The 23,132-nt window shown below is 68.6% G+C and carries 19 protein-coding genes; 9 read left to right on the top strand and 10 right to left on the bottom strand.

Annotation, left to right across the window (positions count from 1 at the left end):
- Positions 1 to 6 precede the first annotated feature (6 nt).
- Positions 7 to 1,566 (bottom strand): xanthine dehydrogenase small subunit, encoded by a 1,560-nt coding sequence (gene xdhA / locus BFF94_RS26335; RefSeq protein WP_128850670.1) that lies wholly within the window; start codon positions 1,564 to 1,566, stop codon positions 7 to 9.
- 359 nt (positions 1,567 to 1,925) lie between these two features.
- Here xdhA and BFF94_RS26340 point away from each other — a divergent pair, with 359 nt between their 5' ends.
- Positions 1,926 to 3,140, top strand: coding sequence for an MFS transporter (locus BFF94_RS26340; RefSeq protein WP_219140043.1), 1,215 nt, complete (start codon positions 1,926 to 1,928; stop codon positions 3,138 to 3,140).
- Positions 3,141 to 3,254: 114 nt separating this feature from the next.
- Here the strand turns inward: BFF94_RS26340 and BFF94_RS26345 are convergent, their stop codons facing one another.
- Positions 3,255 to 4,145: a DMT family transporter gene (locus tag BFF94_RS26345; RefSeq protein WP_128850667.1), complete on the bottom strand. Its 891-nt coding sequence runs from the start codon at positions 4,143 to 4,145 to the stop codon at positions 3,255 to 3,257.
- Positions 4,146 to 4,282: 137 nt separating this feature from the next.
- Here BFF94_RS26345 and BFF94_RS26350 point away from each other — a divergent pair, with 137 nt between their 5' ends.
- Entirely contained in the window at positions 4,283 to 5,218 is a 936-nt protein-coding gene (locus BFF94_RS26350) for a helix-turn-helix domain-containing protein (protein WP_128850665.1), read from the top strand.
- 18 nt (positions 5,219 to 5,236) lie between these two features.
- Here BFF94_RS26350 and BFF94_RS26355 read toward each other — a convergent pair whose 3' ends face one another.
- Entirely contained in the window at positions 5,237 to 6,448 is a 1,212-nt protein-coding gene (locus BFF94_RS26355) for a pyridoxal-phosphate-dependent aminotransferase family protein (protein WP_128850662.1), read from the bottom strand.
- 743 nt (positions 6,449 to 7,191) lie between these two features.
- Here BFF94_RS26355 and BFF94_RS26360 point away from each other — a divergent pair.
- The 5 genes from BFF94_RS26360 (at position 7,192) to BFF94_RS26380 (ending at position 12,794) form a co-directional block, all read left to right on the top strand.
- Entirely contained in the window at positions 7,192 to 8,175 is a 984-nt protein-coding gene (locus tag BFF94_RS26360) for a LysR family transcriptional regulator (protein WP_219140044.1), read from the top strand.
- A 30-nt stretch (positions 8,176 to 8,205) separates the two neighbouring features.
- Positions 8,206 to 9,204 (top strand): 2-hydroxyacid dehydrogenase, encoded by a 999-nt coding sequence (locus BFF94_RS26365; protein WP_219140045.1) that lies wholly within the window; start codon positions 8,206 to 8,208, stop codon positions 9,202 to 9,204.
- 171 nt (positions 9,205 to 9,375) lie between these two features.
- Positions 9,376 to 10,131, top strand: a complete 756-nt coding sequence (bluB, locus tag BFF94_RS26370) for a 5,6-dimethylbenzimidazole synthase (RefSeq protein WP_128850659.1) — start codon at positions 9,376 to 9,378, stop codon at positions 10,129 to 10,131.
- A 239-nt stretch (positions 10,132 to 10,370) separates the two neighbouring features.
- Positions 10,371 to 11,540, top strand: coding sequence for an MFS transporter (locus BFF94_RS26375; protein ID WP_128850657.1), 1,170 nt, complete (start codon positions 10,371 to 10,373; stop codon positions 11,538 to 11,540).
- Positions 11,541 to 11,633: 93 nt separating this feature from the next.
- Positions 11,634 to 12,794, top strand: coding sequence for an MFS transporter (locus BFF94_RS26380; RefSeq protein WP_219140046.1), 1,161 nt, complete (start codon positions 11,634 to 11,636; stop codon positions 12,792 to 12,794).
- A 151-nt stretch (positions 12,795 to 12,945) separates the two neighbouring features.
- Here BFF94_RS26380 and fahA read toward each other — a convergent pair whose 3' ends face one another.
- From fahA to BFF94_RS26405, 5 genes are read right to left on the bottom strand one after another with little or no spacing between them, the layout of a single operon-like run.
- Positions 12,946 to 14,250 (bottom strand): fumarylacetoacetase, encoded by a 1,305-nt coding sequence (gene fahA / locus BFF94_RS26385; RefSeq protein WP_128850654.1) that lies wholly within the window; start codon positions 14,248 to 14,250, stop codon positions 12,946 to 12,948.
- Positions 14,247 to 15,581: a homogentisate 1,2-dioxygenase gene (gene hmgA, locus BFF94_RS26390; protein ID WP_219140047.1), complete on the bottom strand. Its 1,335-nt coding sequence runs from the start codon at positions 15,579 to 15,581 to the stop codon at positions 14,247 to 14,249. The genes fahA and hmgA overlap by 4 nt, the downstream gene beginning before the upstream one ends.
- 15 nt (positions 15,582 to 15,596) lie before the next feature.
- On the bottom strand, positions 15,597 to 16,958 hold the full coding sequence (locus BFF94_RS26395; protein WP_128850651.1) for an MFS transporter: 1,362 nt from the start codon (positions 16,956 to 16,958) through the stop codon (positions 15,597 to 15,599).
- Positions 16,955 to 17,185 (bottom strand): DUF2783 domain-containing protein, encoded by a 231-nt coding sequence (locus tag BFF94_RS26400; RefSeq protein WP_128850649.1) that lies wholly within the window; start codon positions 17,183 to 17,185, stop codon positions 16,955 to 16,957. The genes BFF94_RS26395 and BFF94_RS26400 overlap by 4 nt, the downstream gene beginning before the upstream one ends.
- A 37-nt stretch (positions 17,186 to 17,222) precedes the next feature.
- Positions 17,223 to 18,884, bottom strand: a complete 1,662-nt coding sequence (locus BFF94_RS26405) for an FAD-dependent oxidoreductase (RefSeq protein ID WP_219140048.1) — start codon at positions 18,882 to 18,884, stop codon at positions 17,223 to 17,225.
- A 364-nt stretch (positions 18,885 to 19,248) separates the two neighbouring features.
- Between BFF94_RS26405 and BFF94_RS26410 the strand changes: the two genes are divergently transcribed.
- Positions 19,249 to 20,052: an EAL domain-containing protein gene (locus BFF94_RS26410; protein ID WP_128843183.1), complete on the top strand. Its 804-nt coding sequence runs from the start codon at positions 19,249 to 19,251 to the stop codon at positions 20,050 to 20,052.
- A 143-nt stretch (positions 20,053 to 20,195) separates the two neighbouring features.
- On the opposite strand, the gene BFF94_RS26415 is transcribed toward BFF94_RS26410, so the two are convergent.
- Positions 20,196 to 20,606: a GFA family protein gene (locus BFF94_RS26415; protein ID WP_128843184.1), complete on the bottom strand. Its 411-nt coding sequence runs from the start codon at positions 20,604 to 20,606 to the stop codon at positions 20,196 to 20,198.
- A gap of 159 nt (positions 20,607 to 20,765) precedes the next feature.
- Entirely contained in the window at positions 20,766 to 21,557 is a 792-nt protein-coding gene (locus BFF94_RS26420) for an IclR family transcriptional regulator (protein ID WP_128843185.1), read from the bottom strand.
- Between the two features lie 306 nt (positions 21,558 to 21,863).
- On the opposite strand from BFF94_RS26420, the gene BFF94_RS26425 reads away from it, so the two are divergent.
- Positions 21,864 to 23,051, top strand: a complete 1,188-nt coding sequence (locus BFF94_RS26425) for an acyl-CoA dehydrogenase (RefSeq protein WP_128843186.1) — start codon at positions 21,864 to 21,866, stop codon at positions 23,049 to 23,051.
- Positions 23,052 to 23,132: the final 81 nt, after the last annotated feature.

Here is a 23,132-nt window from a genome sequence, read left to right on the forward strand (position 1 = left end):
CCGTCTTCAGACGCGCGCCGCGTCGGCGCCGGCTTCGGCGGCCACTTCACGCACATTCAGGGCTTGCGGCGGCAGCGGGTCATGCGGGCGCGTCTCCAGCCAGAATCGGTACATCACATTCTTCGCGGTATCGAGGCGATACGTGCTCGTCGCGCGCATGTCGGACAGCGGCTGGTAGTCGCGCTCGAGCGCCTGCATCGCGGCCTGCGCGGTGGCTTCGTGCCACAGCGCGCCGTCGAGCACGGCTTCCGTGTGCGGCGCGCGCTTCGGCGTCGCGGCCATCCCGCCGAACGCGATGCGCGGCTCGCGGATCGTGTCGCCGTCCGCGATGAACGCGAACGCCGCGCAGACGGCCGAGATGTCGGAGTCGAACCGCTTCGACAGCTTGTAGGTGCGGAACTGCAGCTTCTCGCGCGCGCCGGTGCGGGTCGGCACCTTCAGGCCGACGACGAACTCGTGCGGCGCCATGTCCTTCTGCTGGTAGCCCGTATAGAGCGCCTCGAGCGGCAGCTCGCGCACCGTGTCGCCGCCGCGCAGCACGACCCGCGCACCGAGCGCGATCAGGCCCGGCATCGTGTCGCCGATCGGCGAGCCGTTCGCGACGTTGCCGCCGATCGTGCCCGCGTTGCGGATCGGCAGCGACGCAAAGCGCTTCCACATCTCGGTCAGTTCCGGATACGTGCCGGCCAGCGCCGCATACGCTTTCTCGACCGTCACGCCCGCGCCGATCTCGATCCAGTCGCCGCGTTCCACGAGGCGCTGCAGTTCGGCGATCTGGCCGACGTAGATCAGGTCGTCGAGCCGGCGCATCTGCTTGGTGACCCACAGGCCGATATCGGTGCTGCCCGCGAGGATCCGCGCGTCGGGACGCTCGGCCTTCAGCGCGGCCAGCGCGTCGAGCGTGCGCGGCGCCGCGAAGCGCGCGCCGCTGGTCGCCGTGTAATCGAACGTGTCGTCGCGCTTGAGCGACGCAAGCGTGCGGGCCAGCGCGGCCGTGTCGACCGGCGCCGACGGCGCGGGTGCGCCTTCGCCGGTCGCATCAAACATCTGCACGGCCGCATCGACGATCGGGCGATAGCCGGTGCAGCGGCACAGATTGCCCGTCAGCGCATCGGCGATCTCGGTGCGCGTCGGCACGTCCTTCGCCTTCGCGCACGCGCTGCCGCAGCCTTCGTGGCCGTGCTTCTCGTACAGCGCCCACATCGACATCACGAAGCCGGGCGTGCAGAACCCGCATTGCGAACCATGGCAGTCGACCATCGCCTGCTGCACCGGGTGCAGCGCGCCGTCCGGCTGGCGCAGGTCCTCGACCGTCAGCAGCGCACGGCCGTCGAGCGTCGGCAGGAACTGGATGCATGCGTTGACGGCCTTGAACTCGACCGCGCCGGCGTCGGTCAGCTCGCCGACGACAACCGTACACGCGCCGCAGTCGCCTTCCGCGCAGCCTTCCTTCGTGCCGGTGCAATGCGCGTCCTCGCGCAGGTACTGCAGCACGGTGCGGGTGACGTCCGCGCCGCTGACTTCGCGAATCGCGTGACGATGGTAGAAGCGGATCGGCTCACTCATGTCTCGATGGTTCTTCAAAATGGGGCAAGGCAGCCTGCGCGGAGCGCTCGACCGATGTTTTTCTGACAGTTTGCACGCTATCACCGTCAAATTCCGCAACCCATAGCCCAACCCGCATGGGGCCCATATAACTGCCGCGATATGAGCACCGGGACAACGCCGGAGCTGCCCGGCGCCCTTGCCGGACGGTGCGCCGCGTGCCTTCCCGCGCCGCCCTCGCCGATCCGCAATCGATGAAATCGGGCCGCGACTAACTCAATAGTAGCCGCGTGGCACCTGCGTTAAAACCGGTTCCATGGGAAAATCCCGATTCCCTTTTTCGCCGCTTTCCGTTCGCTCCGCTCATTCGTTCCGACCCCATGTCCACCGATTCCGCCATACCGCCGCGCAGCGGGTTCGCGGTCACGCTGCAAATCGTGTCCGTCGTCTGCTTCACGTTCATCTGCTACCTGACCATCGGCCTGCCGCTCGCGGTGCTGCCGGGCTTCGTCCACGACGACCTCGGCTTTTCCGCGATCGTCGCGGGCGGCGCGATCAGCGTCCAGTATTTCGCGACGCTCGCGTCGCGGCCGCTCGCCGGGCGCCTCGCCGATACGCTCGGCCCGAAGCAGACGGTGCTGCGCGGGCTGGTCGGCTGCGGCGTGTCGGGCGTGCTGCTGCTCGTCGCGCTGCTGCTCGCGCACTGGCCGGTCGCGAGCCTCGTGCTGCTGGTCGCGAGCCGGCTCGTGCTCGGCGTCGGCGAGAGCCTGTGCGGCACCGGCGCGATCCTGTGGGGCATCGGCCGGGTCGGCGTCGCGCACAACGCGAAGGTGATCTCGTGGAACGGCATCGCGACCTACGGCGCGCTCGCGCTCGGCGCGCCGGTCGGCGTCGCGATCGCGCATACGCTGAATCCGGCGCTGATCGGCGTGATCGTGATCGCGCTCGCCGCGCTCGGCTTCTACCTCGCGCGCCCGATCGCTTCCGTGCCGCTCGTGCACGGCGAGCGGATGTCGTATGCGAGCGTGTTCACGCGCGTGCTGCCGCACGGCCTCGGCCTCGCGCTCGGCTCGGCCGGCTTCGGCTCGATCGCGACCTTCGTCACGCTGTACTACGCGGCGCGCCACTGGCCGAACGCCGCGCTGTCGCTGACCGTATTCGGGACGCTGTTCATCGGCGCGCGCCTGCTGTTCGCGAACACGATCAAGACCCACGGCGGCTTCCGTGTCGCGATCGTGTCGTTCGCGTTCGAATGCGCGGGCCTCGTGCTGCTGTGGCTCGCGCCCGTGCCGCATGTCGCGCTCGTCGGCGCCGCGCTGACGGGCTTCGGCTTCGCGCTGATCTTCCCGGCGCTCGGCGTCGAGGCCGTCGCGCTCGTGCCGCCCGCGAGCCGCGGCGCGGCGCTGTCCGCATACTCGGTGTTCCTCGACCTGTCGCTCGGCATCACGGGCCCGCTCGCCGGTTTTGTCGCCGGCGCGTTCGGCTATCCGCAGGTGTTCCTGTTCGCGGCCGCCGCCGCCGCCGCGGGCGTCGCGCTGTCGATGGTGCTGTACCAGCGGCAGGCGCGTGTCGCGGGGAGTGGCGCGGCGGCTTGACGAAACGTCGCGCAAACCGGTCGCCGATTCGCGGCGCCGGCGCCCTCAAAAGAAAACGCCCGCATCGCGCGGGCGTTTTTTGTTGTCCGGCGGCCGGCGCGGCGGCCGCGCCGGTCAGGCGGTCCGGAGAAACAGCCGGCGCGTCAGGTCGAACGCGACGAGATTGCCGGCCACCACGAGCAGCAGCCCGATCACCGCGAGCGGCGACCACCGGTAGCCCTCGAACACCGTCGACACGGCCAGCGCGACGATCGGGAACAGCACCGTGCAGTACGCGGCGCGCTCCGGCCCGATCCGGCCGACGAGCGTCAGGTATGCGGTAAAGCCGATCACCGAGCCCGGCACGGCCAGGTAGACGAGCGCGCCGAGATAGCGCGGGCTCATGTCCAGCGTGAACGGCATCCCGGCCACCGCGCTGCCGACGGTCAGGATCGCCGCACCGATCAGCATCGCCCAGCCGTTGGTCGCGAGCGGGTGCAGCCCCATCGACTGCATCCGGCTCGACAGCAGGTTGCCGGCCGAGAAGCACATCGTGCCCGCGAACGCGATCGCGAGCCCCATCCAGGTCGCGTGGTCGTCGAGATGGCCGGCCATCTGCTGCCAGAACAGGCACGCGATGCCGGCCAGGCCGAGCAACGCGCCGGCGATCGCCGACGGCCGCAGCGGGCGGCCCATGAACAGCCGGCCGTTGATCGAGTTCAACAGCGGCGCGGTCGAGAAGATCACCGCGACGAGGCCGCTCGGCACGACCTGCTCCGCGTAGTAAAAGCACAGGAAGTTCAGGCAGAACAGCGCGAAACCCTGCGCGACGAGAAAGCGCCATGCTTCGCGCGGCGGACGGATCGACCGGCGCATCACGCGCAGCAGCGCGAACAGCACGGCGGCCGCGAGCCAGAAGCGCCACGCGATCGACACGGGCGGCGGCACGGCGCCGAGTTGCCATTTGATCGCGATCCAGGTGGTCCCCCAGATCAGCACGGTGACGAAATAGAGCGACAGGTTCATGGCGGCAATGATCCGGAAAATCGGGTGACACGGGATCCCGACTATGCCGCCGCCCGGCGCGCGCCGATTGTCCGGAATTGCGGTCTTTTTCGGGACGCCGCACGCGGTGCCGCGCGCCCGCTTATACTCGGCGCACCATGAGTCTCTCCCTCTCCGCCCCGCCCGTCGACCATGCCGCCGCCCTGGCCGGCGGCGATCTGCCGTTCGGCCTGCAGTCGGTCTGCCGCACGCTCGCCGACGCGAACGCGACGCTCGAGCGCTTCGCGTGGCTCGGCGACCATCTCGCGATCGCAGAATGGACGCGGATCACCGACGAAAGCGAGACGGTCTACGAGCAGCCCGGCCACCACACGCTGTCGTGCTACCTCGACGGCGGCTACCGGACCGAGCGCCAGCGCGTGCCGCGCTACGGCGCGCCGAGCCTGCTGTGCGCGCTGCCGGGCGACCATGAATCGCGCTGGTGGGTGCGCGGCGAGATGCACTTCATCCACCTGTATTTCCTGCCCGAGCACTTCACGCAGCGCGCGATCCGCGAACTCGACCGCGAGCCGCGCGAGCTGAAGCTCGCCGACCGGACCTATTTCGAGGATGCGCGCGTCGCCGCGCTGCTCCGCTCGCTCGCGCTGGACGGCTGGGACGATGCCGACGAGCGGCTGCGCGTGAACGAGACCGCGCACGAGGTGCTGAGCCTGCTGCTGCGCGGGCAGAGCACAACGCGCACCGACACGTCGTTCCGTGGCGGGCTCGCGCCGGCCGTGCGACGCCGCGTGCGCGACTATATCGATACGTACCTGACGCAGCCGCTGACGCTCGGCGAACTCGCCGACGTCGCATCGCTGTCCGAATACCACTTCTCGCGGATGTTCCGGCTGTCGTTCGGCCGTGCGCCGCACGCGTGGGTGGCCGAGCAGCGGCTCGCGCGGGCGCGCGAGCTGCTGCGCACGACGCCGCTGCCGCTCGCGCAGATCGCGGCCGACTGCGGCTACGCGAACGCCGGCCACTTCAGCCATCGCTTTCGCGACGCGCACGGCACGACGCCGAACACGTACCGGCGCGCGATGCAGGGCCGCTGAGCGCGGCCCCCTTCCGGCTTACGCGCCGCGCCGCGACAGTTCCTGTTCGAGCGCCGCGACACCGGCCGGCAGGTCGACCGGCACCTTCAGGTCGACCATCGTGCGGCCGAACGCATGCAGCGTGCGGAACAGGTTGTGTTCGCGGCACTGCTCGCCCATCTGCCCGATCCGCACGATCGGCAACCCGAACGAGCCCGAGATCTCGACCTGGTGCTGCTTCGAGATATGGCCGCAGATCATCCCGGGCGTGAGCCCTTCCGGCGTCTCGATCCCGACCACCGAATTGAGCCGGCAGTCCTTCGGCGCATAGAGCTTGAGCCCCATCGACTCGACGCCCGCCTGCAGCGCGAGCGAGCAACGCAGATGGCGCGCGAAACGGCTTTCGAGCGTCTCCGCGCAGACGAGCCGCAGCGCCTCGTGCAGCGCGAGCACGCCGGACACGGGTGCCGTGTAGTGATAGCCCGCGTTGTGCCAGAAGTTCTCGGCGAGCGCCATGTCGAGGCACCAGTGCGCGTTCGGTTCGGGGCGATGCTTCATGCGCGACCACGCGGCGTCGGAGAACGCGATCAGCGACACGCCCGGGATCGACGACAGCCCCTTCTGGCCGCCGGTGATCACCGCGTCGATACCCCACGCGTCCATCTCGAGCGGCATCGTCGACAGCGTGCACACCGCATCGACGACAACCAGCGCGCCGGCCGCCTTCGCGAGCGCCGCGATGTCGCGCAGGTCGCGGTTCCACACGGTGTTCGACGTCTCGCCCTGCACGATCGTGACGATCTCGGGCCGCTCGCGCGCGATCGCGTCCGCGATCTCGTCGAGGCTCGCGACCGCGCGATCGGCCACTTCGAGCGTCGCGACGTCGGCGCCGACGCGGGTGGCCATCTCGGCCATCCGCGCGCTGAAGAAGCCGTTGCGGATCGACAGCACGCGCGTGCCGCGCCATGCGAGGTTCGAGATCGCCATTTCCATCGCGGCCGAGCCGGGGCCCGCGACGCCGAGCACCCATTTCGTGCGGGTCTGGAACACGTAGCGCGCCATCTCCTTCACCTGCTCGATGATCTTCGCCATCGTCGCGCCGAGGTGGTTGATCACGATCGTGTTCGCCTTCGCGACGGCGGCCGGGATCGGGACCGGGCCGGCCCCCATCATCAGCAGCGGTTCTTCGGGCAGGATCGCGTCGAGCGGCACGACGACGGGACAGGGGATCGGCGAATAATCGATGGACATGGCAGGTAAAGGTCGAGGAAAGGAAGTGCACGGACGCTCGCCGCGCGGCATGGCGAACTGATCGATCATTCCGCGTTCCGCAGCCTCGCGCAAGAGGCACGCGCGGCCGGACAGCGCGATGGTGGCCCGGTCGCCGCACCGGGCCACCCGGCCGCGCGGGCGTCGCTTGCCGGTCTTTCCGGATTGAAAAGGGATTGCCGGCCGGGTGTGAAACGGTTCCAGGCGTGCGATTTTCTCCGCCAATATCGCCATCGATTCGTCGAAACCGGCGGTTCAGCACGACTTGCGCATCGATCTAAACACACCGGATGCCCGATAAAAATCTCCGCACGGAATGCAATACGCAGAATCCAATCACGAAAAAAACATTCACTATTGCAGCATATATTGGGGAACGACTCCTTGGATTAACCGATCGAACGTGCTCAAAATACGCGCAACCTATTGATTAACATAAACAATATTCACCGCCGCGACGCATATTCCAATACCGCACCGGTTTTGCCCGGCAGGCGCGCTCAGCATCGCCGCGTTTAACGCGGTACCTCCGATTTCGATTTTCCGCAACCCGCCCCTTTTCTCAGGTTGACGGATATCGGTTCTGTATTTAACAATCGTCTGCAGAATCGAAAACCGATTTTTCGATCCGAGGGAAAAACCAGGGGCCGCGCGATGCGCTTTCGACGCTGCGCGGCGCAAAATCACAACCATAATCAATCAACCGGGCCAGAAATACGCAAGCCATGAACCAGATTCAGACCATGCGTGTATTCGTCTGCGTCGCCGAGCAGCAGAGCTTCCGGCGCGCGGCGCACCATCTCGGCGTGTCCAATGCGCTCGTCACGCGTTCGATCGCGATGCTCGAGGGCCACCTGAACACACGGCTGATCCACCGCACCACGCGCAACCTGTCGCTCACCGAGGCCGGCGTGCGCTACCTCGACGGTTGCCGCGCGCTGCTCGAGGAATTCGACCACCTCGAATCGTCCGTCGCGCATGCCGTGCGCGAACCGGCCGGCACGCTGCGCGTCGTCGCGTCGGGCCTGCTGTCGCCGCTGGCGCTGACGCCGCTCGTCAGCAGCTTCCGGCACCGCTACCCCGAGCTGCGCGTGCAGCTGACCGTCGCCGAGGGGCCGCTCGACGTGCTCGATTCGGGCTACGACGTCGGCATCGTCACGGGCAACCGGCTCGACGGCAACCCGACGCTGATCGGCCATGCACTCGCGCCGAACCCGTTCGTCGCGTGCGCGGCGCCGGCCTATCTCGACCGGCGCGGCGAGCCGCGCGCGCCCGACGATCTGCCGGGCCACGACTGGGTCACGCTCGCGCCGCACCAGCACGCGCCCGCGTGGCAACTGGTCGGCCACGACGGCGTCGCGCATGCCGTCACGGTGCGCCCGGCCTGCACGGTCAACCAGCTCGCGCTCGTCCACGCGGCCGTCGTGGCCGGCGCCGGCATCGCGGTGCTGCCCGAGCCGTGCGTCGCCGACGCGCTCGCCAGCGGCACGCTCGTGCGGCTGCTGGCCGGCTACCGGATCGACGATCCCGACACGCAGCTGTCGCTCGTCTACCCGAACCGCCAGTACGTGCCGGCCCGCACGCGCAGCTTCGTCGAGCACGCGCTCGACCACTTCAGCGCGCAGACGGCCCGCGAACGGACGGACTACGGCTTCCTGCGGCCGGCGCGCGGGCCCGAGCGCTCCGACATCATCACGGGCCTGCAGTAAACTGCGCGCGTCAGCCATTGGAGGTGCAGCGTGCGCGTGATCCTGTTCAGCAGCCGGCAGTACGACGACGATTCGTTTAACGCCGCCAACCGGCGGTTCGGCTATCGGCTGCACTTCCAGCCGTCGCACCTCGACGCGGAGACCGCGATCCTCGCGCACGGCTATGACGTCGTCTGCCCGTTCGTCAACGACACCGTCGACGCGGCCGTGCTCGAACGGCTGGCGGACGGCGGCACGCGCCTGATCGCGCTGCGCTCGGCGGGCTTCAACCATGTCGACCTGGCGGCCGCCGAGCGGCTCGGCATCACGGTCGTGCGCGTGCCCGCCTATTCGCCGCATGCGGTCGCCGAGCACGCGGTCGCGCTGATCCTCGCGCTCAACCGCCGCCTGCCGCGCGCCGTCGCGCGCACCCGCGAAGGCGACTTCTCGCTGAACGGGCTGCTCGGCTTCGACCTGCACGGCAAGACCGTCGGCGTGATCGGCACCGGCATCATCGGCAGCGTGTTCGCGAAGATCATGATGGGCTTCGGGATGCATGTGCTCACGCACTCGGTGCCGCCGTACAACGACGAGCTGATCGCGTTCGGCGCGCGCTATGTCGAGCTCGACGAGCTGTTGCACCACGCCGATATCGTCAGTCTGCACTGCCCGCTGCTGCCGTCGACGCACCATCTGATCAACGAACGGACGCTCGCACGGATGAAGCACGGCGCGATGCTGATCAACACGGGGCGCGGCGGCCTCGTCGATGCGCAGGCGCTGGTCGACGCACTCAAGAGCGGCCAGCTCGGCCATCTCGGGCTCGACGTGTACGAGGAGGAAAGCGGGCTCTTCTTCGAGGATCACTCCGATCTGCCGCTGCAGGACGACGTGCTCGCGCGCCTGCTGACGTTCCCGAACGTGATCGTCACGTCGCACCAGGCGTTCTTCACGCGCGAGGCGCTGGCCGAGATCGCGCACACGACGCTGCTGAACATCGAGGCGTGGCATGCGGGGGCGCCCGCGAACGTCGTGACGGCGAACCGCTGAAAATCGGCATGTTTGGGGGCTGCCGGCGCTTCGCAATCGTTTGCTTTTGATCGCTGCTGCATTCCCGCTCTTTTGCATCAACAATTCCGCACTTTGTTTCGATTGAAGTAACGATTCCCGCCCCGCCGTCTGCTATCGTTGCGCCGACGTCCTCCCCTGCTTTTGCCGCTCATGCGTTTCGACGACTCCGACATCGCCGCGGTCTACCGCGCCATTTTCGAACGGCGCGACATGCGCCACTTCACGCCGGCGCCCGTCGATCCGGCCATGCTCGCGCGGTTGCTGCGCGCGGCGCACCACGCGCCGAGCGTCGGCTTCATGCAGCCGTGGCGCTTCATCCGCATCACCGATCCCGCGCTGCGCACCGCGATCCACGCGCTGGTCGAGGCCGAGCGCCGCGCGACCGCCGACGCGCTCGGCGAACGCCAGGACGAATTCATGCGGCTGAAGGTCGAAGGTGTGCGCGAATGCGGCGAGCTGCTGGTCGTCGCGCTCGCCGACGGCCGCGAGCGCCACGTGTTCGGCCGCCGCACGCTGCCGGAGATGGATCTCGCGTCCACTGCGTGTGCGATCCAGAACATGTGGCTCGCGGCCCGCGCGGAAGGGCTCGGGATGGGCTGGGTGTCGCTGTTCGACGTCGATGCGCTGCGCACGCTGCTCCGGATGCCAGACGGCGCGAAGCCGATTGCCGTGCTGTGCGTCGGGCACGTCGATGCGTTCTATGCGAAACCGATGCTCGAACAGGAGCGCTGGGCCGCGCGGATGCCGATCGAAGCGTGCCTGTTCGAGAACGGCTGGGACGATCCGGCCGAGATCGACGGCGCCGGTTCGACTTCGTCGCCCGTGGACGCGGACGCGGCACCGGACGCCGACGCGGCAAGCCCGTCGAACGCCATCGCCGACGGGTCGCCCGAACGAGTCGCCTGACGAGCGGCGCCCCCGCCGCTATCGTTCCGACCCCGGCAAATTCACTGCCGCAGCGCCATCGAATCCCACACTGTGAGCATCACGCGGGCTGCCCCGTCGCACGCCGGCAACAACCGTTTTGGCCCCGAGCATAGGGGTTTTCACTGAAGTAGAATCGCGGCTGTCGTTCGCCTTACCGTCCGCCCCGTCCCGCGCCTCCTGCGCCAGCCCGAGCGACGGCTTTTCCCGAGCCTACCGCGATGCCCTTACCTCTTTTCGCCCTCGCCGTCGCCGCCTTTGGAATCGGTACCACCGAATTCGTGATCATGGGGCTGCTGCCCAATGTCGCGCGCGATCTCGGCGTATCGATTCCGGCCGCCGGGATGCTCGTGTCGGGCTACGCGCTCGGCGTGACGATCGGCGCGCCGATCCTCGCGATCGTCACCGCGAAGATGCCGCGCAAGCGCGCGCTGATGGGCCTGATCGGGCTGTTCATTGCGGGCAACCTGTTCTGCGCGATCGCACCCGGCTATGCGGTGCTGATGGCCGCGCGCGTCGTCACCGCGTTCTGCCACGGCGCGTTCTTCGGGATCGACTCGGTGGTCGCGAGCAACCTCGTCGCGCCGAACCGCCGCGCGCAGGCAATCGCGCTGATGTTCACGGGCCTCACGCTCGCGAATGTGCTCGGCGTGCCGCTCGGCACCGCGCTCGGGCAGGCGTTCGGCTGGCGCGCGACGTTCTGGGCCGTCACCGGCATCGGCATCGCCGCGGCCGCCGCGCTCGCCGTGTGCCTGCCGAAGCACCTCGCGATGCCCGACACCAGCATCACGCGCGAATTCAGCGTGCTGAAGCATCCGCAGGTGCTGATGGTGCTCGGCATCAGCGTGCTCGCGTCCGCGAGCCTGTTCAGCGTGTTCACGTACATCACGCCGATCCTCGAGGACGTGACGGGCTTCTCGCCGCACCAGGTCACCTACGTGCTGCTGTTGTTCGGTCTCGGGCTGACGGTCGGCGGCACGCTCGGCGGCAAGCTCGCCGACTGGCGCCGGATGCCGTCGCTGATCGCGACGCTCGCGCTGATCGGCGTCGTCCTCGCGCTGTTCGCGGGCACGATGCATCTGCCGTTCGCCGCGCTCGCGACGATCTTCGTGTGGGGCATCCTCGCGTTCGCGATCGTGCCGCCGCTGCAGATCATGATCGTCGATCGCGCAAGCGACGCGCCGAACCTCGCGTCGACGCTGAACCAGGGCGCGTTCAACCTCGGCAACGCAACGGGCGCGTGGCTCGGCGGGATGGCGATCGGCTCCGGCGTATCGCTCGTGAGCCTGCCGTGGGTCGGGGTCGCGATGGCCGTCGCGGCGCTGGCGCTCACGCTGTGGTCGGCGTCGCTCGAGCGCCGCCCAGTGGCCGCGCCGACCGAATACGTGTAACGCAACGGCACTTCATTCGTTGCGCACGCAACGCCATTCGAACCTGATGGCCTTCATGGACCTTTCAAGGTCCGCGGTGTAGCATCCCGGCCGATGAAAGCCATTCTCAATCGCGATTTCCTCGCACTGATCCTGAGCGTCGCGGTCGTCGGCCTCGGGACCGGCGCCACGCTGCCGCTCACCGCGCTCGCGCTGACCGAAGCCGGGCACGGCACCAACGTCGTCGGCATGCTGACGGCCGCGCAGGCCCTCGGCGGCCTCGCGATCGTCCCGTTCGTCACCGCGCTCGCGCGACACATCGGCTCGCGCCGCGCGATCGTCGTGTCGGTCGTGCTGCTCGCGGCGGCCACCGCGCTGATGCAGTTCACGTCGAACCTGATCCTGTGGGGCGTGCTGCGCGTGCTGTGCGGCGCCGCGCTGATGCTGCTGTTCACGATCGGCGAAGCGTGGGTCAACCAGCTCGCCGACGATTCGACGCGCGGCCGCGTCGTCGCGATCTACGCGACCAATTTCACGCTGTTCCAGATGGCGGGCCCCGTGCTCGTGAGCCAGATCGCGGGCGCGACGAGCATCCGCTTCGCGCTGTGCGGCGCGCTGTTCCTGCTCGCGCTGCCGACGCTCGCGACGATCCGTCGCGCACCGCTCGCCGGCGACGATGCGCATCACGCGGCACACGGCCGCTGGCTCGACGTGTTGCCGCGCATGCCGGCGCTGATCATCGGCACCGGGTTCTTCGCGCTGTTCGACACGCTCGCGCTGTCGCTGCTGCCGCTTTACGCGATGGATCACGGCGTCGCGAGCGCGACCGCCGTGCTGCTCGCGTCGATCATGCTGTTCGGCGATACCGCGATGCAGTTCCCGATCGGCTGGCTCGCGGACAAGCTCGGCCGCGAACGCGTGCACCTCGGCGCGGGCTGGATCGTGCTGGCCGGCCTGCCGCTGCTGCCGCTCGTCGTCGCGAACCCGTGGCTGTGCTGGCCGCTGCTGTTCGTGCTCGGCGCCGCGGCCGGCAGCATCTATACGCTGTCGCTCGTCGCATGCGGCGAACGCTTCCGCGGTGCGGCGCTCGTCACCGCGAGCTCGCTCGTGTCGGCGTCGTGGAGCGCCGCAAGCTTCGGCGGCCCGCTGGTCGCGGGCGCGTTGATGGAGCAACTCGGCAGCAACGCGCTGGTCGGCGTGCTGGTCGTCTGCGTCGCGGCGTTCGTCGCGGCCGCGCTGTGGGAGCGCCGCGCCGCATTGCAACGCGCGGTCTGACGCCGGCGCACGAGCACACCGCAGCACGCCGCCGAAACGACGACGGCGCGAACACGCACCGCCCGGCCGCGGATACGCCGATCACACTGCATAAACGACGACGGCCCGCGCAATGCGGGCCGTCATGCTCATGGACGCGCCACGTTGCGTGTTACGCCTTCGCCGCCGGCAGGATCTTGCCGACACACGTGCCGAAGCCGACGCGATAGCCGTCGCCCTGGCACCATCCGGCGAGCGTGAGCTCGTCGCCATCCTCGATGAACGCGCGGCTGCCGCCGCCGTTCAGCGCAACCGGCTCCTTGCCGTTCCACGTCAGTTCGAGCAGGCTGCCGAACGAATCCTTCGTCGGCCCGCTGATCGTGCCCGAGCCCATCAGGTCGCCGACCCGCGTATTGCAGCCCGCGACCGTGTGATGCGCGAGCTGCTGCGCCATCGTCCAGTACATGTGCCTGAAGTTGGTACGGCAGATCGACGTCGCTTCCGCGGCACCTTCGGCGCGCAGCGTCACTTCGAGCGCGATGTCGAACGCGTGCTTGCCCGCGTGCTGCAGATACGCGAGCGGCTGCGGCGCCTGCTCGGGCTGCGCGGTGCGGAACGGGTCGAGCGCGTCGAGCGTGACGATCCACGGCGAGATCGTCGTCGCGAAGGTCTTCGCGTTGAACGGGCCGAGCGGCACGTACTCCCACTGCTGGATGTCGCGCGCGCTCCAGTCGTTCAGCAGCACCATCCCGAAGATATGCGCTTCCGCGTCCTCGCACGCGATCGGCTCGCCGAGCGCGTTGCCCTGGCCGACGATGAAGCCCGTCTCCAGTTCGATGTCGAGCTTGCGGCACGCGCCGAACACCGGGCGCTCCTGGTCGGGCAGCTTCAGTTGCCCGTTCGGGCGCCGCACCGGCGTGCCGCTCACGACCACCGACGACGCGCGGCCGTTGTAGCCGATCGGCATCTCCGACCAGTTCGGCAGCAGCGCATTCTTCGGATCGCGGAACATCGAGCCGACGTTGGTCGCGTGCTCCTTCGACGAATAGAAATCGGTGTAGCCGGGGATGTCGACCGGCAAATGCAGCGTCGCGTCGCGCTGCGCGACGAGCACTTGCGCGCGCAGCGCCGCATCGTCGCGCAGCCGCGCGTTGTCGCGCGAGAACAGGTCGGACAGCTGCACGCGCACGCTCCGCCACGCGTCGCGGCCAAGGGCGATGAACGCGTTGAGCGTCGGCGCGGCGAACGCATCGGCACCGGCCGGCAGCGTCACGAGGCCCGCGCGCGCAAGCGCCGCGAGATCGACGATCTGGTCGCCGAGCGCGACGCCCGCGCGGCGTGCCGCCTGCTTCGCATCGCTGAAGATCCCGAACGGCAGGTTCTGGATCGGGAAATCGCAGGCGGGATCGTTCGCCGTCTCGACCCAGCTCTTGCGGGCCGGGTCGAGCGTCGCGCGCCAGTCTCGGATATCGCTCATCGTTGCTCCGGATTGAAGTGTTTCTGGATGCCTTGCCAGCATTCGAAGTAGTCCGCCTGCAACTGCGCGGTGTCGAGCGCGTAGCGCGTCGGCCGGATCAGCGTGCGGGTCTCGAACATGAACGCCATCGTCGCGTCGACCTTGTGCGGCTTGCTCGTATCGCTCGCGGACGCCTTCTCGAACGTGTCCGCGTCGGGCCCGTGGCCCGACATGCAGTTGTGCAGGCTCGCGCCGCCCGGCACGAAGCCTTCGGCCTTCGCGTCGTACGCGCCGTGCACGAGCCCCATGAACTCGCTCGCGACATTGCGGTGGAACCAGGGCGGGCGGAACGTATCCTCGGCCGCGAGCCAGCGCGGCGGGAAGATCACGAAGTCGATCGTATCGACGCCCGGCGTATCGCTTTGCGACTGCAGCACGAGGAAGATCGACGGATCGGGATGGTCGAAGCTGATCGAGCCGATCGTGTTGAACAGGCGCAGGTCGTATTTGACCGGCGCGTAGTTGCCGTGCCACGCGACGACGTCGAGCGGCGAATGGCCGATGTCCGCGCGCCACAGGCGGCCGTTCAGTTTCGCGATCAGCTCGAACGCCCCTTCGCGATCCTCGTACGCGGCCTGCGGCGTCAGGAAGTCGCGCGGGTTCGCGAGACCGTTCGAGCCGATCGGGCCGAGATCCGGCAGGCGCAACTGCGCGCCGAAGTTTTCGCAGATATAGCCGCGCGCGTCGCCGTCCGGCAGCACGACGCAAAAGCGCACGCCGCGCGGGATCACCGCGATCTCGAACGGCTCGACGTCGAGCCGGCCGAATTCGGTCGCGATGAACAGGCGCCCCTGCTGCGGGACGATCAGCAGCTCGCCGTCGGCGCTGTAGAAGAAGCGGTCCTGCATCGAGCGGTTCGCCGCGTACAGGTGGATCGCGCAGCCGTTCATCGCGGCGGCCGAGCCGTTGCCGGCCATCGTCACCAGCCCCTCGACGAAATCGGTCGGCTCGGCCGGCATCGGCAGCGGATCCCAGCGCAGCTGGTTCGGCGGCGTCGGCGGCACGTCGGCCGAGTCGCCGAACTCCGACACGAGCCGCTGCGGGCCCGCGAACGGCTCGAACGGCCGGTGCACGGCCGCCGGGCGGATGCGGTACAGCCACGAACGGCGGTTGTGGCCGCGCGGCGCGGTAAACGCGGTGCCCGACAGTTGCTCCGCATACAGCCCGTACGGCGCGCGCTGCGGCGAGTTGCGCCCGTGCGGCAGCGCGCCGGGCAGTGCCTCGGTCGCGAATTCGTTCGCGAAACCGCTCAGGTAGCCGGCTCCCGCCGGTTTCGACAGGTCAAGCGTCATCGTTTCCTTTCTCCATCAATTCAGGGCGGCGTTCGGCGCCTGCGCGCCATTGCGCCGCGTCACGCCCGCCAGGCCGAGGACGAACAGCGCCGAGCACAGCACGGGCACCGCGGCCGCATGGAACAGCGCGCCGTTCGACCAGTTGAGCGCAATCAGTTGCCCGCCGACGAGCGGCCCGAGCACCGAGCCGATCCGGCCGATGCCGAGGCTCCAGCCGATGCCCGTCGAGCGCACCGACGTCGGGTAATACTGGCCCGCGAGCGCGTTCACGGCCGGCTGCCCGCCGACCACGCAGAACCCGCCCGCGAACACGACGACCAGCAGCCACGGCAGCGCATGCGCGACCGAGCCGATCAGGCCCACCGACACGGCCGCGCACGCGAAGCACGCGAACAGCACGCGCACGAAGCCGTAGCGTTCGATGAACCAGCCGAGCGACAGCGTGCCGATCACGCCGCCCGTCTGCAGCACCGTGCCGACGATCACCGCGGTGCCCTGCGAATAGCCCGCCTCGCGCATCACGGTCGGCAGCCAGTTCGACAGGAAGTACAGATCGATCAGGTTCATGAAGCTGATCGCCCACAGCAGCAGCGTGACCGGCAGGCGGCCGTGGCTGAACAGCTCGGCGACCGGCGCACCGGTCGCGGCGCGCTCGCGCACGACGAGCCGCGTGTTCGTATCGATGCCGGCCTGCGGCGCGAAGCGCGCGAGCCAGTCGCGCGCCTGCGTATCGCGCCCTTTCAGCACCAGGAACTGCAGCGATTCGGGCAGCCGCGCGACCATCGCGATCGTGAGCACGAGCGGCACCGCGCCGCCGACGAAGAACACCGAACGCCAGCCGAGCGCCGGAATCAGCGCGGCGCTGATGAAGCCGCCGATCGCGGCGCCGAGCGTGAAGCCGCACGACACGATCATCATCCGCTTCACGCGATGCGTGGCCGGGCTGAACTCGCCGACCAGCGCCATCGCATTCGGCATGATGCAGCCGAGGCCGAGGCCCGTGACGAAGCGCAGCGCCATCAGCACCGGGATCGAACCCGCGAACGGCGTCGCGAGCATCGTCACCGCGAAGAACAGCGTCGAGCCGATCAGCACCGGGCGCCGCCCGATCCGGTCGGCCAGCACCGACAGCCCGAGCGCGCCGAGCAGCATCCCGAACAGGCTCGCGCTGAACACCGGGCCGAGCGCCTGCTTCGGCACGCCCCATTCGGCGATCACGCTCGGCGCGACGTAACCCATCGCCTGCGCATCGAAGCCGTCGATCACGAGGCACAGCCCGCACAGCACCAGCAGCATCCAGTGGAAGCCCGGGTTATGGGTCTCGTCGATCACGTGCTCGACTTCGAGCACGCGTGCGTCGGCCGGCGCCGCGCTCATTGCGCGACCTCGGCGGCCGGATGCACGGCCGGCGTCACGCCCTGCCGCGCGAGCGCCATCGCTTCGTGCAGCACGTCGGCGTCGCCGATCTGGTTCGCAAGCAGCAGGATCAGCTTCGCGTTGACCAGCTGGCTGTCGGCGTCGGACAGGTCGCGATGCATGTCGATCAGCGCTTCGTAGAACGCATCCGGATCGGCCAGGCGCGGGCGGGTGTCGAGTGGGGGCATGACGGGTCTCCGTATCGTTATCGTGTTCAATCGGTGTTCAGCATGCGCAGGTCGCGCGCGCCAGCGCGTCGGCGATCGCCTGACGGTCGAGCGTGCGCGTCCGGGCGCAGACGTGCTGGTCGGGACGCAGCAGGTAGAACGTGCCGGGTTTCGCGTCATAGCGTTGCGCGGCGAACCCGTCGACGTCCTCCACGACGTCGACGCCGGCCACCGGCTGCGCGTGCCCGGCCGGCACGACGAGCACGGGCCGCACCGGCAGCGCGAGGCCGTCGACGGCCTGCGCGAGCGCGGCCGCGTCGCCCGGCAACCCGAACAGCACGCCGGTGAAGCCGCCGCGCAGGTGCTGCAGCAGCCAGCCCGACGCACCCTGCGCGCGCACCGGCGCATCGGCCGCCGCCGCGCCCGGCCGCATCGCGCACGCGAATGCGTCACCGCCGCGGTCCGGCGTATTCAGCGGCGAATCGGCGAGCACGGCCGGCACCGACAGGCGGCCGCTGTTCACGAGCTTGCGCGCGAACTCGCAGTCGCGCGCAAGCTTCAGCGTCGCGTCGCGGAACACGCGCGACACCGGGCTCTTCGGCGTGATGAAGTCGGTCGAGCGCGTCGAGTTGCGGATGTTCTCGTCGGCGGCGAACTCGCGCTCGCTGGCGTACGTATCGAGCAGGCTGTCGGCGGAGCGGCCGTCGAGCACAAGCTTCAGCTTCCAGCCGAGGTTGTCCGCGTCCTGCACACCGCTGTTCGCGCCGCGCGCGCCGAACGGCGACACGCCGTGTGCGGAATCGCCCGCGAACAGCACGCGGCCGTGACGGAACGTGCCCATCCGCTGGCAGCGGAACGTATAGACGCTCACCCATTCGAGCTCGAACTCGACGTCCGGCCCGAGCAGCGCACGCACGCGCGGGATCACGCGCTCCGGCTGCTTCTCGGCGGCGGGGTCGGCGTCCCAGCCGAGCTGGAAGTCGATGCGCCACACATTGTCCGGCTGGCGGTGCAGCAGCACCGACTGGTTGCGGTGGAACGGCGGATCGAACCAGAACCAGCGCTCGGTCGGAAACTCCGCCTTCATCTTCACGTCGGCGATCAGGAAGCGATCCTTGAACGTGCGGCCGTGGCTTTCGAGGCCCATCATCGTGCGCATCGGGCTGCGCGAGCCGTCGGCCGCGATCACGTACTGCGCGCGCAGCGTCGCGACGCCCTCCGGCGTCTCGATCGTCAGCACCGCGTGTTCGGCCGACTGCTCGATGCCCGTCACCTTGTGCTTCCAGCGGATGTCGATGTTCGGCAGCTCGAACGCCCGGTCGGCCAGATAGCCTTCGACGTAGTACTGCTGCAGGTTGATGAACGCGGGGCGCGCATGCCCTTCCTCGGGCAGCAGGTCGAATGCGTAGAGCTGCTCGTCCTGCAGGAACACCTTGCCGACGTGCCAGCTCACCCCCTTGTCGACGAAGCGCTCGCCGCAGCCGAGCCGGTCGAAGATCTCGAGCGTGCGCTTCGCGAAGCAGATCGCGCGCGAGCCGGTCGACAGCGTGTCGTCGTCGTCGAGCAGCACGACGGGCACGCCCTGCTGCGCGAGGTCGATCGCGGCCGACAGGCCCACCGGGCCCGCGCCGACGACGATCACCGGGTGAACGGCCGCGTCATCCGCGCGCGGGCGGTATTCGAACTTCAGCGTCTGGTAATCGATGCTCATGGTCGCCATCCGCTCCTCAACGCCGCCGTGCGCGCGCCGGCGCACCCGTCGTCCCGCCCGTCGCCTGCCGGCGCTCCGGCCCGCCGTCCCGCGCGCATGTCCTGTCAACCGCCACGTCTCGCTCCTTGCTTCCTGTTGATTCGGGGACGACGCCGCTGCGGGGCGCCCGAACGCCGCGTTTCTTGATCGGCGACAAATCTTGGATTTACGAATAGTAAAACCAATTACGAATAGTGAAATAAACGTAAACCCTTAGCACCGGCTCGGGGACGGGATAACCATATGAGCGAAACGCCAAGCCGAGCGCGGCGCGCGCTGCTACTATCGAGATACGAGGCGGCCCGTTCGGCCGCCGTTTTTCCTTCTTACGCCGATGATTCCGCCCACCATTCCCGAGCTGGTCACCCGTGCCGGGCAACTGCCGTATCTGCGGGATCACCTCACGCTGGCCGACGGCGGCACCGCGAGCGCGAATCTGCCCGAGCGCACGCTCGCCAGCGCCTACGAACCGATCTACGACGTGACGATGCCCGGCGCGCCGCAATCGACGTCGTTCGCCGATGCGATCGCGCGCTACGGCGACGAACTCGGCTTCCAGGCCGTCACGCTCGTCACGGGAGCGCCGCACGACCCGGTCGACTCGGCTGTCGACGACCAGACGCTCGTCGCGATCGATCGCCTGTCGCGCGCGCTGCACGCGATCAACTTCTTCGGCGCGCAGCGCCATGGGCTGCTGTTCCTGCGCGTGCACGAACGGCTGCTCAAAAGCGTGAAGTACGACCACGGCAAGCATTTCTCGTCGGTGCTGCAGCGCTTCGGGCTGCCGGCCGAGCGGATCGTGATCGAACTGCCGGCGGTCGCGGTCGCGCACAAGACCTTCCTCGGCTACCTGACGCGCAGCTACCAGCATCACGGTTTCAGGGTCGCGGACAAGCTGCCCGACCCGGGCCGCATCCTCGCGGTCGAATCGGAGATGGCGCGCCCCGACTACATCAAGATGGATGCAGGCATCGCGTTGCGCGACGGGATGGTCAAGGCGCTGGTCGCGTATGCGCAGCGCGTGCGGATTCCGCTGATCTTCGACGGCGTCGCCGACGAGACGCAGTGCGAACTGCTGCGCCAGCACGACGTGCGGTTCATGCAGGGGCCCGTGTTTGCGAAGGTCGCGACGGCCTGAACGGATGGCGTGGCCGGCGCGCCGCGGGGAGCGGCGCGCCGGAGGCTGCACACAGGTGGTGTGCTGCTGATGGGATGGGGGGATCGAGCCGCCTGGCGTGACCCGCTGCTCGGCGCCTGCCCGTCGGCGCCGACGCTTACCGCTTACGCTCGTCCGCCATCGTCGTACTTGGGCAGATCGTCGTCGATCTCGATGCCCGGGAAGCGATCGCCATACCAGACATGCCACGCCGGGCGCAGCCGCGACGGCTCATCGAGTGTCGCGTAATTGATCTCGACCGTTTCCGGCGCATCGGCGAGCCGGTATTCGAGCTGCGCGCCGCAGCGGCCGCAGAAGCGCCGCTCGCCCCATGCGCTCGACGCATAGACAGTCGGCTCGCCCTGCAGGTATTCGAACGCGTCGATCGGCACCGATGCCGATGCGACGACGGCCGCGCCGGTCGTGCGCTGGCAGAGCCGGCAGTGGCAGAAGCCGGCGTCGTTCGGAGCGTGGGCGATACGGTAGCGGATCGCGCCGCACGCGCATCCGCCTTCCATAGGTTCCGGGTGAGACATCGCAAACCTCGTTGTCGGGAAGCTGGCGAACGATGATGAGCGCGGTTCGATCGCAGCACAAGAGATGGCGGCAGCGCCCTCATCCACACTCACCCACCCTCATCCATACCGGAGACGGAACGGCTGCGACGCGAGGGCAATGACCGCGCGCCGCCGTGCTCAGGCCGTCTGCCCGAGCCGCTGCGCGAGCGCCTTCAGCTTCGGCCCGACCTGCGTGCGAAACACGTCCTCGTCCATCGACGATGCGGGGCCGCTGCAGCTCAGGATCAGCCAGCGCCCCTCGCGAGGCTCGCGAAACGGCACGGCCGCTGCGTTCACATCCGTATGCCACGCGCGGAACGAATAGCAGCAACCACCCGCCGAGAACTCGGCCACAGCGAGCTGCGCGGCGGCGACGAGCTGATCGGCGTCGCCCGCGCCGCCGGCCGAGCGGTGCAATTCGGCATAGAGCGCGCGGCGCACGTCCTCCGGCTGCACGGCCAGGTACGCGCGCCCCATCGAGCTGGTCAGCATCGACAGCCGCGAACCGGGTGCGAGCCCGAGCGTCAGCGCGGTCTCGCTGCGGATCGTCTCCAGATAGATCATGTCGAGCCCGTCGCGGCAGCCGAGCGACACGGCCGCGCCGATCTCGCGCGCGAGCGCCTGCATATGCGGCCGTGCGAGATCGAGGGTTCCCGAACCCGACAGCAGCGCGTAGCCGAGCGACAGCACGCCGGCGTCGAGTGCATACTTTCCGAGCGTCTCGTCGTAGCGCAGGTAGCCGAGTACGGTCAGCGTATAGGCGAGCCGGTTCACCGTCGCCTTCGGCAGCCCGGTGCGCTCCGCGAAGTCGCGGTTGCCGAGCATCGTCTCGCCGGGCCGGAATGCGCGCAGCAGGTCGAGCCCGCGCGCAAGCGCGACGACGAACTTGCGTTCGTCGATCGTGGTTTCGTCAATGGTTGAAAGTGTCATCTGGTGCTACACTGGGTTCGATTTGCAAAACATTGTTCCGCACAGCGGAACTTCAGTCAAGTGAACCTTAGCATGGGCCCGGATAAACCGGGGCGAACCGCAAAGCATGGGATCAGGTAAGTGCTGAAGCGCTGACTCTGGCCGACTGCAAAGCATGGAATCAGGGTGAGTGCTGAAACGCCAACTCTGACCGACCGCGAAGCATGGGGTCAGGGTGAGCGCTGAAGCGCCAACTCTGACCGACCGCGAAGCATGGGGTCAGAGTAAGCGCTGAAGCACTAACTCTGACCGACAGGAGATGAGATGATGAGTGCTGCAACTTTTCATTGGGACGATCCGCTGCTGCTCGACCAGCAACTGACCGAAGAAGAGCGGATGGTGCGCGATGCCGCGCAGGCGTACGCGCAGGACAAGCTCGCGCCGCGCGTCACCGAAGCGTTCCGCCACGAACGCACCGACGCCGCCCTCTTCCGCGAGATGGGCGAAGTCGGCCTGCTCGGCCCGACGATTCCGGAGCAATATGGCGGCCCTGGCCTCAATTACGTGAGCTACGGGTTGATCGCGCGCGAAATCGAGCGCGTCGATTCGGGCTACCGGTCGATGATGTCCGTGCAGTCGTCGCTCGTGATGGTGCCGATTTACGAATTCGGCTCGGACGCGCAGAAGCAGAAATACCTGCCGAAGCTCGCGACCGGCGAATGGATCGGCTGCTTCGGCCTGACCGAGCCGAACCACGGCTCCGATCCGGGCAGCATGGTCACGCGCGCGAAGAAGGTGCCCGGCGGCTACTCGCTGTCCGGCGCGAAGATGTGGATCACGAACTCGCCGATCGCCGACGTGTTCGTCGTGTGGGCGAAGCTGGAAGAGAACGGCAAGGACGCGATTCGCGGCTTCATCCTCGAGAAGGGCTGGAAGGGCCTGTCGGCGCCCGTGATCCACGGCAAGGTCGGGCTGCGCGCATCGATCACCGGCGAGATCGTCCTCGACGAGGTGTTCGTGCCGGAAGAAAACCTGATGCCGAACGTGAGCGGCCTGCGCGGCCCGTTCACGTGCCTGAACTCGGCACGCTACGGGATCGCGTGGGGCGCGCTCGGCGCCGCCGAATCCTGCTGGCACACCGCGCGCCAGTACGTGCTCGACCGCCAGCAGTTCGGCCGGCCGCTCGCCGCGAACCAGCTGATCCAGAAGAAGCTCGCCGACATGCAGACCGAAATCACGCTCGGCCTGCAAGGCGTGCTGCGCCTTGGCCGGATGAAGGATGAAGGCACGGCCGCCGTCGAGATCACGTCGATCATGAAGCGCAATTCGTGCGGCAAGGCGCTCGACATCGCCCGGCTCGCGCGCGACATGCTCGGCGGCAACGGCATCTCCGACGAATTCGGCGTCGCGCGCCACCTCGTGAACCTCGAAGTGGTCAACACGTACGAAGGCACGCACGACATCCACGCGCTGATCCTCGGCCGCGCACAGACGGGCATCCAGGCATTCTTCTGATCGTTCGGATGCGGCATGCGCGGCAGCCCTGCCGCGCACGCGGAAAAGATACGGCCCGCCCGGCATCACTGCCGGGCGGGC

It is taken from the genome of Burkholderia catarinensis, from assembly GCF_001883705.2.
Classification (GTDB): Bacteria; Pseudomonadota; Gammaproteobacteria; order Burkholderiales; family Burkholderiaceae; genus Burkholderia; species Burkholderia catarinensis.

Excerpts from the sequence above, each read along its gene's own strand:
- BFF94_RS26380 (WP_219140046.1), top strand. The coding sequence starts at position 11,634 with ATGAAAGCCATTCTCAATCGCGATTTCCTCGCACTGATCCTGAGCGTC.
- BFF94_RS26395 (WP_128850651.1), bottom strand. The coding sequence starts at position 16,958 with ATGAGCGCGGCGCCGGCCGACGCACGCGTGCTCGAAGTCGAGCACGTG.
- BFF94_RS26400 (WP_128850649.1), bottom strand. The coding sequence starts at position 17,185 with ATGCCCCCACTCGACACCCGCCCGCGCCTGGCCGATCCGGATGCGTTC.
- BFF94_RS26350 (WP_128850665.1), top strand. The coding sequence starts at position 4,283 with ATGAGTCTCTCCCTCTCCGCCCCGCCCGTCGACCATGCCGCCGCCCTG.
- BFF94_RS26415 (WP_128843184.1), bottom strand. The coding sequence starts at position 20,606 with ATGTCTCACCCGGAACCTATGGAAGGCGGATGCGCGTGCGGCGCGATC.
- BFF94_RS26360 (WP_219140044.1), top strand. The coding sequence starts at position 7,192 with ATGAACCAGATTCAGACCATGCGTGTATTCGTCTGCGTCGCCGAGCAG.
- BFF94_RS26405 (WP_219140048.1), bottom strand. The coding sequence starts at position 18,884 with ATGGCGACCATGAGCATCGATTACCAGACGCTGAAGTTCGAATACCGC.
- BFF94_RS26420 (WP_128843185.1), bottom strand. The coding sequence starts at position 21,557 with ATGACACTTTCAACCATTGACGAAACCACGATCGACGAACGCAAGTTC.
- BFF94_RS26355 (WP_128850662.1), bottom strand. The coding sequence starts at position 6,448 with ATGTCCATCGATTATTCGCCGATCCCCTGTCCCGTCGTCGTGCCGCTC.
- fahA (WP_128850654.1), bottom strand. The coding sequence starts at position 14,250 with ATGAGCGATATCCGAGACTGGCGCGCGACGCTCGACCCGGCCCGCAAG.
- BFF94_RS26375 (WP_128850657.1), top strand. The coding sequence starts at position 10,371 with ATGCCCTTACCTCTTTTCGCCCTCGCCGTCGCCGCCTTTGGAATCGGT.
- BFF94_RS26425 (WP_128843186.1), top strand. The coding sequence starts at position 21,864 with ATGAGTGCTGCAACTTTTCATTGGGACGATCCGCTGCTGCTCGACCAG.
- xdhA (WP_128850670.1), bottom strand. The coding sequence starts at position 1,566 with ATGAGTGAGCCGATCCGCTTCTACCATCGTCACGCGATTCGCGAAGTC.
- BFF94_RS26410 (WP_128843183.1), top strand. The coding sequence starts at position 19,249 with ATGATTCCGCCCACCATTCCCGAGCTGGTCACCCGTGCCGGGCAACTG.
- hmgA (WP_219140047.1), bottom strand. The coding sequence starts at position 15,581 with ATGACGCTTGACCTGTCGAAACCGGCGGGAGCCGGCTACCTGAGCGGT.
- BFF94_RS26345 (WP_128850667.1), bottom strand. The coding sequence starts at position 4,145 with ATGAACCTGTCGCTCTATTTCGTCACCGTGCTGATCTGGGGGACCACC.
- BFF94_RS26340 (WP_219140043.1), top strand. The coding sequence starts at position 1,926 with ATGTCCACCGATTCCGCCATACCGCCGCGCAGCGGGTTCGCGGTCACG.
- bluB (WP_128850659.1), top strand. The coding sequence starts at position 9,376 with ATGCGTTTCGACGACTCCGACATCGCCGCGGTCTACCGCGCCATTTTC.